The organism is Halobaculum sp. MBLA0147 (assembly GCF_041361345.1).
Lineage (GTDB): Archaea > Halobacteriota > Halobacteria > Halobacteriales > Haloferacaceae > JAHENP01.
Window position 1 is genome coordinate 19486 of record NZ_JBGKAD010000006.1, and the last position, 17792, is coordinate 37277.

Annotated in this window: 16 protein-coding genes; 7 read left to right on the forward strand and 9 right to left on the reverse strand. The window is 54.2% G+C overall.

Features of this window, described 5'->3' with window-relative positions; genetic code table 11:
* From RYH80_RS19895 to RYH80_RS19905, 3 genes are read right to left on the reverse strand one after another with little or no spacing between them, the layout of a single operon-like run.
* On the reverse strand, positions 1-2562 hold the full coding sequence (locus RYH80_RS19895; protein ID WP_370905884.1) for a DUF1156 domain-containing protein: 2562 nt from the start codon (positions 2560-2562) through the stop codon (positions 1-3).
* Between the two features lie 3 nt (positions 2563-2565).
* Positions 2566-3504: a PglZ domain-containing protein gene (locus RYH80_RS19900; RefSeq protein WP_370905885.1), complete on the reverse strand. Its 939-nt coding sequence runs from the start codon at positions 3502-3504 to the stop codon at positions 2566-2568.
* Positions 3497-6292 carry a hypothetical protein gene (locus RYH80_RS19905; RefSeq protein ID WP_370905887.1) on the reverse strand — a complete coding sequence of 932 codons (2796 nt, stop codon included), beginning with the start codon at positions 6290-6292 and terminating at the stop codon, positions 3497-3499. Before RYH80_RS19905 ends, RYH80_RS19900 begins: the two co-directional genes overlap by 8 nt.
* 538 nt (positions 6293-6830) lie before the next feature.
* Here RYH80_RS19905 and RYH80_RS19910 point away from each other — a divergent pair.
* Positions 6831-7844, forward strand: a complete 1014-nt coding sequence (locus RYH80_RS19910) for a Cdc6/Cdc18 family protein (protein WP_370905889.1) — start codon at positions 6831-6833, stop codon at positions 7842-7844.
* On the opposite strand, the gene RYH80_RS19915 is transcribed toward RYH80_RS19910, so the two are convergent.
* On the reverse strand, positions 7841-8143 hold the full coding sequence (locus RYH80_RS19915; protein ID WP_370905890.1) for a hypothetical protein: 303 nt from the start codon (positions 8141-8143) through the stop codon (positions 7841-7843). The two genes, RYH80_RS19910 and RYH80_RS19915, sit on opposite strands and share 4 nt — an antisense overlap.
* Positions 8144-8256: 113 nt before the next feature.
* Here RYH80_RS19915 and RYH80_RS19920 point away from each other — a divergent pair, with 113 nt between their 5' ends.
* Positions 8257-8979, forward strand: coding sequence for a hypothetical protein (locus RYH80_RS19920; RefSeq protein WP_370905892.1), 723 nt, complete (start codon positions 8257-8259; stop codon positions 8977-8979).
* A gap of 1 nt (position 8980) precedes the next feature.
* Here RYH80_RS19920 and RYH80_RS19925 read toward each other — a convergent pair whose 3' ends face one another.
* Positions 8981-9454, reverse strand: a complete 474-nt coding sequence (locus RYH80_RS19925; RefSeq protein WP_370905894.1) for a MarR family transcriptional regulator — start codon at positions 9452-9454, stop codon at positions 8981-8983.
* 286 nt (positions 9455-9740) lie between these two features.
* On the opposite strand from RYH80_RS19925, the gene RYH80_RS19930 reads away from it, so the two are divergent.
* Positions 9741-11483, forward strand: a complete 1743-nt coding sequence (locus RYH80_RS19930; RefSeq protein ID WP_370905896.1) for a transposase — start codon at positions 9741-9743, stop codon at positions 11481-11483.
* Between the two features lie 419 nt (positions 11484-11902).
* On the opposite strand, the gene RYH80_RS19935 is transcribed toward RYH80_RS19930, so the two are convergent.
* The 3 genes from RYH80_RS19935 to RYH80_RS19945 all read right to left on the reverse strand — a co-directional run bounded on the left by RYH80_RS19935 (position 11903) and on the right by RYH80_RS19945 (position 12963).
* Entirely contained in the window at positions 11903-12307 is a 405-nt protein-coding gene (locus RYH80_RS19935) for a PIN domain-containing protein (RefSeq protein WP_370905898.1), read from the reverse strand.
* Positions 12304-12507, reverse strand: a complete 204-nt coding sequence (locus tag RYH80_RS19940; protein ID WP_370905900.1) for a hypothetical protein — start codon at positions 12505-12507, stop codon at positions 12304-12306. The genes RYH80_RS19935 and RYH80_RS19940 overlap by 4 nt, the downstream gene beginning before the upstream one ends.
* A 105-nt stretch (positions 12508-12612) precedes the next feature.
* Positions 12613-12963, reverse strand: coding sequence for a hypothetical protein (locus RYH80_RS19945; RefSeq protein WP_370905902.1), 351 nt, complete (start codon positions 12961-12963; stop codon positions 12613-12615).
* 760 nt (positions 12964-13723) lie between these two features.
* Between RYH80_RS19945 and RYH80_RS19950 the strand changes: the two genes are divergently transcribed.
* The 4 genes from RYH80_RS19950 (at position 13724) to RYH80_RS19965 (ending at position 16168) form a co-directional block, all read left to right on the forward strand.
* Entirely contained in the window at positions 13724-14437 is a 714-nt protein-coding gene (locus tag RYH80_RS19950) for a hypothetical protein (protein ID WP_370905903.1), read from the forward strand.
* 42 nt (positions 14438-14479) lie between these two features.
* Positions 14480-15121 (forward strand): tyrosine-type recombinase/integrase, encoded by a 642-nt coding sequence (locus RYH80_RS19955; RefSeq protein ID WP_370905904.1) that lies wholly within the window; start codon positions 14480-14482, stop codon positions 15119-15121.
* Between the two features lie 206 nt (positions 15122-15327).
* Positions 15328-15720: a hypothetical protein gene (locus RYH80_RS19960; protein WP_370905906.1), complete on the forward strand. Its 393-nt coding sequence runs from the start codon at positions 15328-15330 to the stop codon at positions 15718-15720.
* A gap of 232 nt (positions 15721-15952) precedes the next feature.
* On the forward strand, positions 15953-16168 hold the full coding sequence (locus tag RYH80_RS19965) for a hypothetical protein (protein ID WP_370905908.1): 216 nt from the start codon (positions 15953-15955) through the stop codon (positions 16166-16168).
* 177 nt (positions 16169-16345) lie between these two features.
* Here RYH80_RS19965 and RYH80_RS19970 read toward each other — a convergent pair whose 3' ends face one another.
* Positions 16346-16912, reverse strand: a complete 567-nt coding sequence (locus tag RYH80_RS19970) for a restriction endonuclease (RefSeq protein WP_370905944.1) — start codon at positions 16910-16912, stop codon at positions 16346-16348.
* Positions 16913-17792 lie beyond the last annotated feature (880 nt).

A 17792-nucleotide genomic window follows, 5' to 3' on the forward strand; every position in this document is an offset into this window, starting at 1 on the left:
TTAGAATTGTTGGAGCGTCATATCCATCACGTTCTCGTACCGTTCGTCACCACTCACATCGGCCATGAACTCTGCTAAGTCTTCAAGATCGTCCGACTTCCACTCTTTCAGGTATTCCGTCGTGTTCTGGTCCGTCTTGTACAGGTGGTAGAGGTACTGTACGCGGTCGATATCCAGTAAGGCGTGGCCGTTGTCACCGTTGCTGTTGAGTTTCCCTTCGATGTAGTTGATACGCTCATCAGCTGTCATTGGCTTCTTTTTGTTGCGCGGGCCCTTGACGAGTTTCTCGTCTTCAAGATCGCTCACGTTCAGATTCTTCGCCAGCAGGTGCTTGTTCAAATCGTCATAGTCCTCGCCGCCGCGCTGACAGAACGCCGCGTACGCCTGCGTGATCGGATCGATACTCTGCGGAAGGTTCACCGTTCGCTCCAGCGCCTGTTCGATCACCGAGTCTACCGTATCGAGGACCTCCTCGATGCCGACCTGCTCACCATCGGTGTAGACATCGGGATAGTGCTTCGAGTAGTAGTACATCGACTTCCCACGAAGAATCACCCCGAGGTCGGCTGTGGAGAGGTTCTCATGTCGCTCCTGCTCCTCCGCAATCATATCTTGTAACTCGAAATAGAGGTCTTGCCGCAGTTCTTCGAGTGTGATATCTTCGTCAGTGTTTTCCTTGTTAGCGAAGATGAGAATGTCATATTCTGCGTTATCTAGCTCTTTAACAGTCATACTTCCCGGCATTTCAGATTGTACCGGGTACGCTCCCGTAATCGTGAACCCGCTCTCGATAACCGCTTCTAAGATTACGGCCCATGCTTTGTTGTTACTATGATGATAAGTGAATATGAGTTCTCCATCATCTTTTAGCACTCGATGACTTTCAGAGAAAACATTTGCGAGTGTCTTGACAAAGAACTCACTATCCTTTCCCGTCCTGTCGTTTTTAACAATCTCCCGTGCACTAGGGACGTGGTCCGGAGCCATTTCATCGTATCGATCACCGAGAACCTGCTGGAGCCACACATAGAAGTACTCAGATAGTTCGCTGTACTGGATGTTGTCGTAGTACGGGGGATCTGTTATAACGTAATCAACCTCGCCGTCTTCTAACTCAATATTCTCAGATGTTTTGCATTTAAGTGACCGCACGCTGCCTTCCGAGATGCGTTCATTCTGGATGGGGTACTTCTCAGTATCACCATCTTCTTTCACCATCTCGAAGGGGTTTTGGCAGTATTCTTTTGCATCGGCGACAAACCCAAGGAAATTACCCACTGAGGTGACATTATCAATTGTATTTATTGGATTGGGTTCTACAGTAGCTACTCGTGGAATGTATGATTTCCTTGCGAAGACGTTTTCTGCCTTCTTATGATTTTCATGGTAGTTCCATTTAGCAAGCATACTGTTCCGCTTCAAGCTGTTCGAAACCCCTGTTATAAGGAACTCAGCGATGTTTTCGTTATCAAATTCCAACGCATTTTGGAACAGAGTCCCATACGTCAGTAGCTGCCTGTCGGTGAAGAGGTCCCGGTAGCTTTCGTAGTTTCTAGTTGTTAGTCTGGATGTTTTGTCACCAGGAATGATCTCCTGAGTAGGGATCGGGAGGTCTTCAGATTCGTTATTGAGCCGCTCCTCTACTGCCTTTACTGTCTGCTGATCTTCCTCTGTGAACTCTTTGAACTTCTTATTTCCGGATTTTGTCAAATACTGAATTGCGTAGTACTCAAATTTGGGCTTTTCATCCAACCTATCGAGCGTTTCCCGAACATCGTGCTTGTGCCCATTCTTACAGGTGTACTTTACAGTTCCTCCGTAGTTCCGTGCGTTTCCACTCTTTGGATCAAACGTCGTGTTGCAGCTGGGGCACGTGAGCTCATCAGACACCTTCTCTGTCGTTTGGATTATTCTATCATCGCAATCTGAATTCGGACAATATACTGACCCAGGCACATTGTCTGTCGTCTTATTCTTCTTAAAGTTTGCAAGCATGTAGTTCTTGAATAGGTGCACCTCTTCTCCGCACGTGAGACAGGGAAGAATCTGTGTCTGGAAGGTGTAAAGAACTTCGGCCTCGCTTCCCGTGTCCGGATCGGTCGTAGTAAAGTACTTTGATAGATCAGATCGGGTCTCTTCGACTAATTCTGAGGAAGCCTGGCGAAGTTTGGTGACGTCTACGTCATCCTTGATCTTCTTATTAATCCACCATGCGACTGGATTAAGCTCATAGCCGATAACGTCTGCCCCAACCCGGTTCGCTTCAACAAGGGTAGTTCCACCACCTGCAAAGGGATCTAGGATGGTTGCTCCCTCAAAATTATTCGACTCCAAGTATTTCCCGATGTATTTAGTATTTGTATCATTTGTAGTAAGAATATCGTTGCGCGTTGTTTTATCATTAGTGAGCGCTGCTAGGGAAAGAATACGAAACGTGGAACCTGGCCGTGGTGCAAACCACTTGTGAATGGCGTAGACCGGCCGGTAGTACACGCGATTATAGGTCTCCAACTCTGCAATGTCGTCCATCGTTCCAAGCGGTAGTTTTTCCCAGGTTTCCATTTTTCAAGTACCTCCAGTTGCGTTAGTATCGATCCGTAGTACTGGTGTCATGCATTCGGTAAGGCTTAGTCCGCCGTGCATGATTTTCTTTGTCGCACCTCGCTTTGTCCACTTGTAGTGACCTCTTATCATGTAGTATTCACCCACACGCTTAAGAATGTCAGCGTCTTCGAGCAGTCGGTACGCCTGTCCGTTTCCAACTTCGGTGAACCGACCGCTGAACTTACTCGACAACGCCTCTTCCTGCTCGCCAGTCACCGAATACGGTGAGTTCCCCAAGTGATTCACGTACCCGTGATCGCTCGTGACTAGGAACTCGTCGTGAATACTCTCGTGAATAATGTCTGTGAGAAGAGTCTTCACGTCCTCGTAAATGTCTTCAACTTCTTCATTCGAGTAGTTCCCCTTCAGCGCGCCCTCCAGACGCCGGTCTGGATGCCGAGTCCACACGTACTCCGGCGATGTTCCGGGGAGCTTCGGCACTTCTATTTCACCGATGAACCGGAAGTCATCTCGTGATACCGCTGATGGACTGTGCGCATCAAACCATTCTCGGGTAATGAACTGGGTTTCGCTCGGTAAACGTTCGATTGGTGCCCACGAAAGGGAAACCTCCCAATCGTATTCCTCAGCCAACTCTCGTTCAAGACGGAATCCTTCACGAAGGCTCAACGCGTCCATGATGACGCCGGTACCATCCTCGATCCGTGTGAGCGGATGGTCACCAGTTGCTGCGATCAACTCGTCGTACAGGGGCGGATACAGTTCCGCAAGCTCACGCTCAAGTAGGCGTGTCCGGTATTCAGAACGCGCTAGTTCCCGGTCACTGAGCGCAGCTGGCTCACCCCAGACACGCCGAAGTGTTTCGAAGACTCCGTCGAAGACAGAGTCTCCCATAAGCAGAGTTTCGAGTTCAGACGTACCGTAGAGCGCGTTACTCATTCTTATCCACCTGCATGCTGACATCGAGTGATGCGTTTTCTGGGACGTTCAGATCCCAGATGAGGCTCAGGAACGACCGCCTGGAGAGCGCCTCGTCAGGCTCGATTTCGAGAGTTTCATCGACTGAAATCTTCTCATCAAGGGCGTCAGCTGAGATTCCGTAGTGTTCGAGGTCGTCTGATGTCAGTGTTCCCTCAACGGTGATCGTGGCGGAGTGGATGTCCCACTCCATCCCGATTTTCCGCTCCAGCATGTCGATCATGTCGGGCTTGTTATCCGCTTCCAAGGTGCCCATGATCGGAACGGACCGTGTTTTTGGCCCAGACCGCTCGTCGTCCAGTCCAAATTCATCAAGGATCTCCTCAGTCGTGGCGCCCTCGACCGTCACCCGGCCTTCCTTTACGTCTGTTGAGTCGAATTCGAAGCCGCACTCGCAGGTATTCCCATCTAATTCTCGGCCACACTGCGGACATTCGAGAACCCCGCCACCACTGGTCGTCCCTGCATCAGTTGGCGATTCGGATTCACCGTCGCCGTCACCATCTGAGCCGTCATCAGTTTCAGTTGTCCCCGTCGTATCGATAGTTATCTCGGCAGTCTCATCGTCGTCATCGTCGTCTTCTTCGATGTATCTCTCATGGACGAGGTTCGTGTCGTTCCCGATATTGGGTAGCCGTTCTTCGAAGTAGTTCCCGGCCTTGATCACCCCCTCCCGGCACAAGTCATCCAGAGCGTCCTCCAGTTCATCGTCGCTGGTGAGTGTCGGGTACTCAGTGTTCCGGTAGAAATCGTTTCGGAGGTGCTCGTACTGTATACCGCCCGCGCCCGCGTCTTCGATTGCGTCTTCGACCTCAGATTTCAGGTGACTGTAGTCCGGTTCGATGATGCTGACCGTGGCGTCGTAGTAATCGACGTGGTCGCCGCTTGGGAGGTCTTCCGGGTATAGGCCACGGCCTGTCGGACGATGAACGGTCCCGAACTTGTCGCTGACCCGATCACGGAGGTTTTTCTCGTTCTGCTCGTGGATTTCCTCGAATCCTTCCGGGAGGACTTCCTCTTCTCGGTCAAGTTGTTCCCCAGCAACGACTTTTCGGGCTAGTTCGATGATGCCCGTGTTCGAGTCAATACTGGAGCGTTTTTCGGGCGTGACCAGAGCGAGCGTATTGTGGAATTCACGTTCTTGGCCGGTCGTCAGCGCCTCAAATTCGTCATTGTAATTCTGCTTGGCGTTCAGCATGACGACGATCTTCAGCGCCTTGTTATCCGGGATGTCCTGCTCGGTGTTCACCGGATCGAGGATGTAGACATTGTTGCGGTTGTCGAAGAGGTCGTCTCGAACGAGGGACTCGATGCGGTGTATCGCGTCGTGCTTGTGGATATCTTCGGCTTTCTTTTCGATGCGGGCGGCTGGGTTCTCGTCTACGTCGAACGCGTATTCGCCGTTGATGCGATGGATGTGCCAGGCGTGTCCGTAGACCTTCTCGGTGAACGTCTGGATAATACGATGGGCGTTGACGCCTTTGCGCATCGTTCCCATCAACATCTGGCGTTTGTTCGCTCCTTCCTCGCCTGCACGGGCGAGACTGTGCAGCAGGACAATATTGGTGAGTTCCTCGATGAATTCGTCAAACGACTCGTCCGAATTCTGGAGCCGATGGTAGTCGTTGATGTATTTCCCGACGAGTTCGTTGTCAATGTACTGGAACCGGTCAGCATAGTTGAAGACATCAACGTCGCCAGTCAGAATGAGGTCTACCTTTGAGTAGTTGTCTGCGAGGATTTCGGTGAGGAATCGGAGAAGTCCGCGGGCATCAGAACTGATGCGTTGTTCGGAGTATTTCTCCATCAGCAGATCCAGCGTGACTGGATGGAACGGGTAGTACCGTTCGATGCGATCCTGGAAGTGCTGGTAGTCCTCAAGTTGGATTTGATCGTTTTGCCGGTAGACGTCGGTGTATTCTTTGGCGAGATCAGCGACGCCGGTGGGGTCGTCTACGGAGCCGATGAGCCGGTGGAGGAGGAAGTCGATTTTCTCGTCCCGCCGTGAGGATAGATCGTAGGTGAATGGGTTTGTGCGTTGGGCGACTGCTTGGATGTCTTCGTCCTCGTAGAGGAGGGAGAGGAACACGCTGAGTTGTGTATCGTCTCGACCAGCGGCTTCGAGCAGGTTTTGCAGGAAAGCCTTGTTGTCCTCCTGGTACTCTGAGCGGTCGTTCATCCCGAACCAGCGCTCGAATTCGTCCAGCAGAACGAGCGTTGGGGTTCCTTCGAATGTGTCCCGGATTTGATGGACGGTTGGGAGTCGGGTGTCGCCTTCCCACTCCTCGATTCCAAGGTAGTCTGCGACAGCTTCGGAGAGGAGATTGTACTCCTTGTCCAGGTTGAACATCTGGAGGGCGGCGGTTCTCGTTTCGTCTGGAAGGCTCACATCGATGCCTTGCTGGTCAAGCCATTTCTGTCCGAGTCCGGGCGAATCGAAGAGGTGGTATATGACTAGTTCAATGTGGCTTTTCCCGCTTCCGTATCCGCCGCCGATGATCTGCCCGCCCTCGGAAAATTCGTCCTCACCGTGGAGAGTGCGAGCAGTATTTTGGATGATCGTAGTGAGGGTGTCGGTCGGGTACGTAACCTCAAGGATGCGTTCGGCGTCTTGTTCGGGTGATTCGCGGTCGTCGTAGAGGTTGTACAGGTTGACCTCGTCGAGCAGTCCGGATGAACTGATATCACCGTCTACAGTCGTAACTTCATCGCTTGGGGAGATATGGTCAGCAATTATGTCGTCTGTCATGGCTTAGTTTTCTGGAGAGTGTTCGAGTTGTTTGAAGAGCAATTTGATAACCGAGTCAAACGAGGAGTTGTATTCTGTGTTTTTAAAGCTTTCGAAATGTGATTCACCTGGTTGTTGGCTTTGATTGCCTGCATGAGTGACCTAGTGTACGGGATAGGGCCAAGTATGTCCCGCAGCATACATTTTCTATACTTATTTGACACACAACCGCTATTTAAAGGTTACTGAGATGTCGCCTCCTGGTCCTATAATAGACGCCTCCTTTATTATTTTACTTCGCACATAAACTCCCCGCCTGACTCTGAGTAACATACTGCTGAAAAGACAAACTAGAGATATTGCACAAATAACGCTCATGGGGACAGCTACAGACCCTATATATTCAATATTATACTTAATTAAACTAAATAACTAACCACAAGCCACATAGAGGGCCTGCCCGAACCACATCTGCTTGCTGAGTGATCCCCAACTCACAATCGGAAAATCGGCAATTTCACCCTTCCAGATAAGTAACGCATCCAATATACTCACCAGTATGATCACCGACGCACGTCCGCTCGCCCCGGAGTTCGTTCCGAGCGACGTTGTCCACCGGGACGCAGAGGTGAACACTCTGTCTGCAAATCTCCGCCCGATTATCCGGGGAGAACAGCCGAATCCATCGTTGCTTGTCGGCCCAAGTGGAACGGGCAAGACGTGTATTGCCCGCTACACCGTCGACAAACTTCGTGAGGAGGCCCTCGACGTTGAGACGCCGTATGTCAATTGCTGGGAGGACTACTCCCCGTACCGGACTCTCTATCGAATTCTCGACGAACTCACACGTGCTGTGGACATCCACAGAACGTCCACACCACAAGACGAACTCGTAGAGCGACTTAGAGAGTACGACGAGGCCCCGGTTGTGGTGATCCTCGACGAGGTTGACCAGCTTGAAGACAAGGATCTACTGTATGATCTCTTCCGCGTCACGGGCCTATCGATGGTGCTGATCGCAAACCGTGAGGAAGCACTCTACGGGGAGTTGGAAGATCGGCTTCAAAGTCGACTCCAGACTGCGTCCAGTATCCGGTTCGACCCCTACCCGACACAGGAGCTAGTCAATATCCTCACTGACCGCGCTCGGTGGAGTCTTAGGGAAGACGCATACGAAGAGTCACAGCTGCGGCGAATTGCTGAGTCGGCCGCTGGCGACGCGAGAGTCGCTATTATGACGCTTCGTGAGGCAGCCCGCTACTGCCGACGCGAAGGGCTTACGCAACTCACGTCAACCGCAGTTGACCACGCACTTCCGGAAGCAAAAGCGGAAATCCGACAGAAGAACGTGGAGCGGTTGACTGAAGACCAGCAGGCGCTGTATGAGATTGTCCAAGAGGCAGGTGAAATCCGGCCTGCCGCACTCTATGAGGCGTATCAGAATCGTGTTGATGATCCGAAGACTGATCGGACTGTCCGGAACTATCTGGAGAAAATGGAGCGGTACAACCTCATCTGCGCTAGGGGAGAGAACCGTGGACGGACATACGTAGACGCACAGACAGAGCACTAAACATTGGTACGCCAACGGTATGTCGCCCACAGAAGGCCGATCACAGTTGCGAGAGAGACGTTCAAAACGACTTCTTTGAATCCATTTGCTGTCAAGAATTCATTGAGTGGGAAGGGGGTCAACTTCGCAACATAGTATTCCAGTGCAGCTGCAAGAGCCTCTTCAACGGTGTCACTCCGGAGAAGGTTCTGTAAGAAATTATAACCAGTCAAAGCGGTGCTCCCGAACACATACATTGGGAACGTGTTATACAAGAGATTCCCAATGAAGTAATTTACCGCACCTGTGTCCTTTCTCATTCATCGGAGTCATGATCGTGAGGAATAAAATCTGGTGCCACGATCGGGGGGGAAGTGGCAGAAGTGGAAAACTCACAAAGAGACTCTATTGACTCGCTCCTCTCATGTGAGCTATGCGAAGCACATCGAACAGAGATGATGTCGCGTGGGACATTGAGACGACAGGGTTCACGCACTCGGATAAGATCACTGTCACGGGGCTTTGGTATCCTGACGGGTGGGCGAAACTCATATTGAACACGCAGGACCGGACGGTTGATCGAACCGGATTGGAATCCAACCTCGCCAACGTAAGCGGTGGCATCAGCGTTGAGGTAATCGCTGTGGATTCTGAGGAGAAACTCGTCGATCGTCTTGGTCAAGTTGTGTTTGAGACGTTCGACCGGGACTACAACAGACTCGTGGCGTTCAACGCAGACTCGTGGCAGGGCGGGTTTGACTTGCCCTTCCTTCGTACAAGATGCATCAAGCACGGTGTGGACTGGGTCTTCGACGGATTGATGATGACCGATCTATGGGAGCCAGTCAGCAAGCGGTTGAATACGACGTACTCCAGATACGGGAAGTCGGATGATACCAACTCTTTGAGCGGAGCACATCGCGTTCTATGCGGTGCTGGGATTCGAGAGGAAGCGGGACCAGCCGACTACACTCCGTACGGCGATGAGGGGTATGACCCGTTCGACAGCTCTGGAAGCGCAGTAAGCTCCTACCGTGACGGGGACTTCTTGCAGGTGTGCAAACATAACCTCGCTGACATTCACCGAACATGGGAGCTCTCCCAACTAGTCCGGTCGTACGTCTCTGGAAAGGATACTACCACAAAGAAACTCTAATTCACTTCCATGATGATCTGTCGTTGGTCTTTTTGGGGGCATCTGGGTGATCTAATTCAGAATTCTCGTCTATTGCGAGGTATCGCATCAACTCTGTCTCTCCATCGAAGTGCTCCTCACCCCACTCAGTGAATACCTCAATGCCCTCCTCATACATCCGCTTGTGCCTGATGTACTCCTTATATGCCATCTCAACGCCCATATCACGAAGAATCTCTTTCAGATATAAGCCTACCTCAGTAAGCACGTATCTCCTCGCGTTCCCATGGTCCCCAGGTTTAGCCGTTGGTTCAACAAGTTGGAGATCTCGAGCAGTCTTAATTCGGTCTGACACGGTAGTCTGAGACAGCGGCAACTCGTCTGCTAGTTGTTTGAATATCATCCCTTCCCTATTATCAAGGATCAAAATGATCGGAACCGCGCCCTTCTGATTGAAAAACCGGCGAAACTCTTCCCAACGCGGTTGCACTGGCATCATTAACGGTTGGTGTCTCGTTCTTCCTATAGCGTCGGTTTATTCGTAGACTGGAGTAACTACAGTGTCTGGGTATTCTAAACCTGACGTAATCAAACCGACTGGTATCCCAAGGTTTGTCTACTTTTTCCTCATTCTAATGTCCAAATATATTCCCCACTACCGCGAACCTGCGAAGTGGAAATGTGGAACGTGGCCCCGAATATTGGTTTACTTTGGAGTAAGATATCTGACCTATATATGCCCGGCTCAGACCCATGCTGTCTGTCGAATTGGGGTGGTCTGTGTGTCTAGTTCAGATGTTCTCACTGACCCTGTGTCACCAGCGGGAAGACAGGCTAAGGAGACGATCGAACAAGGAACGACATGGGATGAACTGGCCGACAGATTGAATCCCGAGCCGTATCGGTCGCTCGATGAGTATAGTTTATCTCATGCCTCAAGACCATTCGACCAGATGTTCTTGGCTACGCTGTGGGCAAAAACGGAAGACGACTCCCTCACAGGAATTCCAACCCGGCTCGAAGAAAGCCCGGACATTGCTCGGGCATTCGGATTCAGTCTTGATGACCTGCCGAGCGGTGACACATTCACATACACATGGCGGAACCGGTTTTCCGAAATCCAAGAGCGGATCGAGATAGCAGCCGACGAGATTGATGCAATTGCGACGGCAAACGGGAGTCCGATCGGTGCTGGCGGTATTGATCCAGTCGACTCCTCAGGATCGTCGAAACAGACGAAACGTCGGTTCACGCGGAAATATACACGAGAGATGTTGGGCCAGGTGCAGGAACTGATTTTCCCCGAGCTAGAACTTCCCCGGCCTGATGGGGCGATCTACGACGAGAACGATCTGCTACAATTGGAAACTGTCGCCGGGATGGAGCAGGACGCAGTAAACGACGCTGGGAAGCAACTAGGGGATATCCTCGACGTGGCGCGTGACATCGATCCAGAAGAGGATCCGTTCTACCGTGATGGCCCAACTGGGGAGACGTTACTCAACGTAGTTCATCAGCTGACTGTCGATGAGTTTACTGAGATGGTCAACAGGGCAGTGAAAAAGATGGTCACGCGGATCAAGCCGTACGCTGAGTTTAGCGAACCTGTCCACGTGGCCATCGACGTGACGTACGTAGCTTACTGGGGCGAGCGGGACGAGTTGAAGCGACTCAGTGGGGCACCAGACGACAAGAAGTATGATTGGTGTCACAAGTTTGCGACCGTCTCATTGATCGACGACAATACTCCGCTTGTTGTGGGTCTCATGCCACTGGGTGATCCGGACTCGTATGAACGGTACTATCCTGGACAAGATAACGAATCTCACCGGTATGGAGAGGTCGTTCGACAGTTGATTTCGATGGCGGAAGACCATGTTCGAGTTCGGTCTGTGTACGCTGACCGCGCGTTCGCGTCGGCTGACGTGATCCAGACATTGGAGAACCAGGGAGTCAAGTACATAATCCCGGTTCCGAAGAACAGCCGGATCAAGCGGTGGCTAGATCGCAACGTCAGCGGTGGTATCGTCGCAGTCGAGGATGAGTGGGGTGTCTACGGGCCTGTGAAGTATAATGACGGGAGTACCCGCGTTGAGACTTCCATCGTCGGAATGCCTGCTGATCCGGACGAGGACCAGTATGGATTCGGAGTCAGGTCAACAGATGATAGCGGTATCAGTGATGGCGATGACAGCAGTCCAACCGCGTTCTACACAAACAAGCACGTCGACGACACGACGGCGGTTGACCGCCGATCTACCATACGGACGATCAGCCGCTATACGCTGCGAGGGGCTATCGAGATGTCGTACAGGAAGATCAAGGAGTTTCTCAGCTACACGACATCGAAGGATTTCTGTGTTCGCTGGTGGCATTTCGGGTTCGGAGTGCTGCTGTACAACGTGTGGCTGACGGTCGATTTTCTCGTCCAGCAATCTCTCGACTGTGAGATACTGGACGAGCCACGGGTGTCGGCTTCGCGGTTCCGAGGGTTCCTCAACCGCCAGCTGACGAGGCTCATATAGCCACTGTCTGCTCTGGTATACGCGAAGTGACAAGAGCCATCAGTGGCCGATTGGATTAGATTTCTGTATATTGGCGGCGGATCGAGAATATATCAACTAAGTGACTGTCATTTGGGCTGATTGACGCCGGGGTAGTCGTGCTGGTTGCATAGAAACTGGGAGTCCCGTTCAGCATATACCCGCCATTCGCAACTAACAATTGCTCAGTTTTATATCGCAGAATACGATTTATTGGCGGAGATTTCTGTCCTGAGCGGTGCCACCAATATGATCTGGCGGGGTAGCGGTGCGGTGTGAGCACTGTGGTTTAGATTCTGAAACTCCAGTGCCAGCCACCGGAACCCCCCACACGGGGGCACAGCGAATCGTTGGATCACAGCGAACCAGCCACTCTCAGGGCCGCCGGAACCTCTCCGGTTTCAATAGGTGACGACCGTCAGCCCTTCCACGTCCTGAAAATCAGCGTCATTCGAGACCACTGGCTCCTCGCGGAGCAACCCATGTGCGGCGATCACCGAGTCGGCGCCGTCAAGGTCTGAGAGCGCATCAGACTGCAGGTGCTTCCCATTCAGCGATCCCGCCTTCCGAGCGACCGTCGGTGTGAGGTCAACTGTTGATCGACTTCGCTGGAGTCGTTCGTATAACTCTCGGAGTTGTCCACCGACGGCCTCTGAGGTGGTGTTCCCGATTCCAGTGTATGCCTCCCAGAGAACGACTGTTGGGATCCGCGTAGGAACGTCCGTCTCGTCGAGTTCTTCGGCCTTCACCCGAGCAGCCTCATTCCCATCGACGAGCGCGCCAAGGTACTGTGTGTCGAGGATCACTCCTGCGACTCCTGTCCAGGTGGTGTCACACCAACGCTCCCGTCTGTCGCTTTCGCGACACTGAACTCTGGATTGATGTCGGCTGCGTCGTCTGCGAAGTCTGTCAGCGAATAGTCCTCGACCAGTCGCTCAAGTGTCTCACCGAGCGTTTCTCCCTCCCGCGTTTCAGACTTCACTCGAGCGTAGAGGTCCTCACTCACTCGGATTTGTCGCGTTCCCATACCCTGCTGTTGACGCCGTTGACACAATAAGCTGGTGGTGACCCCGTACGTCGGCACGGCCGACTGACGATAGCGGTGGTGAAATCATCCCAGAAATGTGGGGAAATTGCGGTTCACGTCCTCCAGCGCCTCTTCTTGCTCGTTAATCGCTTCTTGAAGTCGTTGCACGATCTCGTCTTGCGTGAGGTCTTCCTCGTCCACCTGCGAGTGGTACAGGCGCGCGTGGCGCGAAGTAGACTTGCCCACCCCCAGCGGCCACTCAGGCGCGGTGGCGTTCTCGTGGACAGTCAGCTCGTTGAGCGCCGCCACGATCTCGTTCTGCTCGGTAGCGGTGACCGTCCGGAGGTCGTCCGCGTGAACCGTCTCAGGGTCTGCGTCGTGATGGGTGACGAACGGTTTGACTTCGTTGATGACTGACGGATCTGGCTCAGTCATCGCCCACCCCGCCAGCGGTACTACTTTCGACTACCCAAGACCTTAACCTTGAGTACGCAGATCAATGTAGAGGACCCGCTGACGTTTGAGTCCGGTTCATCTGCAGGAGAACTCTAGACGCACAATGGGACTCTAACCGTGGGCGACAACAGGAGCAGCGTCATAAGCGAGTAGAATAGAAACTCATGTCTGGCGGTTCTCTTCAGTTCCGCGACACGCTCTCTGTCGAGCGATGGTGATTGACTGATCTGTCAAAGGTGTGCCGGGGGGATGTCATTCCCCTGTCGGGGGTGTGTCAAACCCGCGCCAGTACCCTGTCAAAGGTGTGTCGGGAGCCTGTCAGTACCCTGTCGGGAGCCTGCCAAACCCCTGTTCTTGGTTTGTCAAACCCCTGTGAAGGGTGTGTCAAAACCGTGTCACTGCTTGTCAATACCATGTGGGTCGCCTGCCAAACCTGTGCGAAACCGGGGGTAAACACACCATCTGCGACCCCTGTCAACACTGGCTTTCATATCAAATATATTATCGCTTTTCCGGGATGGTCTACTGGTATATACCTTTTTGATTTCGTGTAACGGGGAGTTGGCCCCTGTGCGTCTGAGAGTCCTTGGACCCTGTGTTGGACAACGGTGCTGTGGTCCAAACTGAGCCCTTCACGAGTAGGGGTGTAACGAGTAAAACGGTTGCAAACGGTGCGACTATTCTCAGAACTGAATTGAACGCCGGTACTACTATTTAGGCCACCACCGAGCAACCGATTATGTCGTCCGACACCTACTTCCACGATAAGGACGAGGAGCTGTGGACTGACGAGATCCTCACCGAACTCGATCGTCGCGAGCACGAGGTCATCTTTATTCTCTCCTGTCTCGGCGCGTGGACTGGCAACGACCAGTCTGGTGCATCACGAAGCGAGGTAACGGAGACGATGCCAGACGACGACTACACGAAACAGATGGCGCGCCGAGACCTCGATCAACTCGTCGACGCCGGCGTTGCACAGGAAAAAACAGGCGAAGGACCTCAGGAACCGAATCGATACCTCCTCCGCTGGGAAGATGATCGGGCTCCGGTCCAACGCGTGCCTGGCGAGCCTAACGAACTCGGGTTCATCAAAGACGTTGACCACGCCACGCTAAAAATCCTACTTACAACCTCAATCGAGAGCCGGATCGCTCAACGACGCGCTGATCAGTTCAGCGAGGATATTGAGGTACTTCGAGAGCACTCTGACATATTACGAGAGATGAACGCCGAAGCGGAGGATGAGTGGTTTGAAATGCTCAATGCCGCAGCGAAAGCAGCTTGGGACGTTTCCTTAGAATCCAAGCAGACTAAGAGAGCAATGGTGGAGATCTGCATTAGACAAGGATGGGAGGTTGAAGAAGTACTGTCCTCATATTCGGAAAGACCTGATGGCAAAAAGAGGTGGGCTGAACAGCCGCCGGATGAACAGCCGCCGGAATATAATTAGTCCAAGCACCTGCGTCCAGAGTTTATATGGCCAGGCTGGGGTGTGGTTCGGAATAGCCATCAGGATGCGTTAGACGAACAGGAGTTCGAAGCACTCGTCGACGGCGCTCGCTTCCATCGGCGTGGGATTCGCGAGGAGGCGGAGTTCGTCGTCCAACTCGCCGGCCGCGCCGGGCTGCGGCGCGGCGAGATCGCCCACTTCTCGCCAGACTGGATCGACACACGTCGCGAGTTGATCGAGATCCCTGCTCACGACCCGTGCACCAAGGGCGAAGAGGGGGAACCCTGTGGGTACTGCGCTAGGGCGGCGCAGCGGAAGGCCTCACGACGCGAGGACGCCACGATCCTCGACGAACAGTGGGAGCCGAAGACCAAGCACGGTGCCCGCGCGATCCCGTACGACTGGCACGAGGACCTCGAGGCCGCGGTGCTCCGCTACGGGATGGACGGGGGCTACGAAAAGAGCGTCCACGCCATCACGCGGCGTGTGAAGAAGAGCGCGCGGTACGCCGATGGCCTCGACGAGGACGATGTCTACCCACACGCGCTGCGGGCAACCGCCGCGACGCGGTTCGCGTACCAGGGCCTCTCGCCGGCGGCGTTGTGCGGGATCATGGGCTGGGGCGACATGCAGATGGCCGCGAAGCACGTCCTCGTCCCGACTGATGGAGGCGACCAGCCGTGAGCCGCCGCGAGTACGACGGCCCGCCGCTCGACGGTCTCTCTCCGGCGCAACCATGTCCGGCAGAGATGTCGGCGAGCAGCGGCGAGGCGACCGCCGTGGTGGCTGGTCCGCAGTCGCTGCCGCTCTTCGCGAAGAGCCCACAGGTGAAGAGGAGAGGACGGCCACCGCCACCGCAGGGCGTTTCTCCCGCCAGCGGCGGGTGAGCCATGTCCGACACCACCACCACCGCCGACACCGACGCCGATCGCGACGGCACGGACGCCGACATCGACTTCGACGCTGCCGCCAAGTACGTCGCCCGCCACTGGGACACCGACGGCCCGCCGAGCGCGCTCCCTGGCCGCGTCACCAGCGCCTCACACCCAGCTGGTCCCGGCTCTCCCAACGCTATCACCCTCTCCGCGCCCGACGGCGCCTGGGATATCACCGTCCCCGGCGTCCCAACCCACCCCGACACACAGCATATCTTCACCACCACCAGCCTCGACACACCCCGCCAGATCGGTGTCACCGTCGAGACCATTGTCCCCGGCGATTGTCGGGAGTGTCCTGTCAGCAAGACAACTGTGTCTATCCACGCCGGCACCACCGGTCCCTAGCACTGTGTCGCCACTGGCTCCTCCTGCAGTGCGACGACAGATGTTGTCACCCCCATCACCGAGAACTGGACCAGCGTCGAGGTCCCTGACCAGCCAAGCACACTCGCCCCGGACACCGTCGGCGAGTGATGCCCCCCAGTTGTCTCGACGGGAGAGAGTGAGTAATGATCGTCGACGACGACGCGTTCCCGGCCGACTGGACAGTGCGGTTCTACCCGAGTGACGATCCACGGTGCAGCACCGCATCGAGCACAGCAGAGCAGAGCCCGCCCGGGAGATCCGGACAGACGTTCGCGTTCGTGACGAGACGCCAGAGAGCCGTGGCTACCGCGTCTGGGTCGTCGACATCCGGCAAGGCGGCTGTGGCGAGTGGGAGACACTCGTCGAGTCGCGCCGCCTCGACACTGACCTACTCCCCCAGCTCCGAGTCGACAGCGTGATCCAATGAGCGCCCTGTCTTTAGCGAGGTGTGTGGGCAGTCTGTGCCCGCCGAGGGGGATATGCCTATGATAGGGTTGCTTTACAACTCTCTGCTCACTCACGCCGTCTCACGCCACTCATAGACGCCTGAAGCGCACCCGTCTCCAACTGGAACATCATATCGATCAGTACCGGCGTCAACTGCTCACCATCCGAGCCACTCGCGAAGCCAGCCGATCACTCCTTTTTCAGTTCTCGTCGTCTCACCACGGCCAGGTTCGTCACCAACAACGTGGATATCATCGAAGTGCTCAACAAACACCTCATACGCCTCCAGTTCATCCAGCATCTCCAACAACGTCTCGCCGTCGACGAGAGTCACATCCAGCTCTGGAGCAAGCGACGTTGCCTGCTGTGAGAACGTGCCCGTCGTGACAATCACCACGTCATCAACACCGTCTTCCTGGAGTCGAAGACTCGCATACTGTTGGACTTCTGGTGATCCCACCGTCGTGTCAGGCCCGTATCGCTTCGCTTGGATGAGTTGCTTTCCATCACCATCCGTCGCGATCACGTCGATGCCACGATCGCCTGGCTCGCCGACAGTCCGTGTCTTCCACCCGAGTTCTCCCCAGACATCTGCTACGAACTCTTCGAAGTGCGACGGATCCATCGTCTGGAGTCGGTGGCGGAGGTACTCGCTTGTCGGTGTCGCGTACTCAACTTCTGGGTTATCGGACGACGGAGGAGTCGGATCAGAGCCGGACATCATCACACTCACCGCACACAGTCTGCAGTCGGCTGGAGATACGCTGTTCGTCTCGGGAGGACGCGACACTCCGATGGCTCAGGGAGGCTCGCATACACCTGTCTGGACGCCATGTGCCGTCGAGATGTAGCTCTTTGCACGCGAGGGAGCGACAACCCATCGGAGGACACGAACCTGCGTCTGCTGGACCATCGATCGACTACCTGCCTATTGCTGACGCGCTCAAACACCCACGGGCGAGTCCACCGCACTGCCTATCCACAGAGCTATTAAGTAGTGAAGCAAGATACACTCGATGCTGGACGAGGACTCTACACGAGGCCTTCCCCCGGAGTCTTCCCCATCGACCACCAGCCTCCCCTCGTCCAGCCGACCGCGACACCGCTTACGAGTCCCTCCGAGACACCGATCCAACCAGCACACTCTCCCAGTGCTAACTACCATAACTAGACTGATATAAACGCCGCGATGGTCCCACCGAGGCCCTCGGCAGACGGATAATCATATAGATTCCTACACGTTCTAGACGAAACTCAATTTTATTATTCAGAGTATAGACAGCAAATAAACAAACAGATATATATGTGACTGCTTTTTCTCATCGAGATTACCGAGTGGTTTTACGGTGTAGGTGTAAAACGTCAGGTTACCTATGTGTCTGGATGCCTGTACTCTCGAACGCCGGTGTCTGCTCCGGAGATAGAAGTGTAAGAAATAATATGTATTTGTGGTACTACCCGTCTGAGACCACCGTGAGCCACCCCGGTCAAAAGAACTCACACCCCGGCCACAAGCGTGGGATGCTATCCGGGAGTTCTGTCCATTCACTGGGAACGGACGTTGGCCTGACCAAGTGAAACAGTGGTCCTCCACTCAGTCTCAG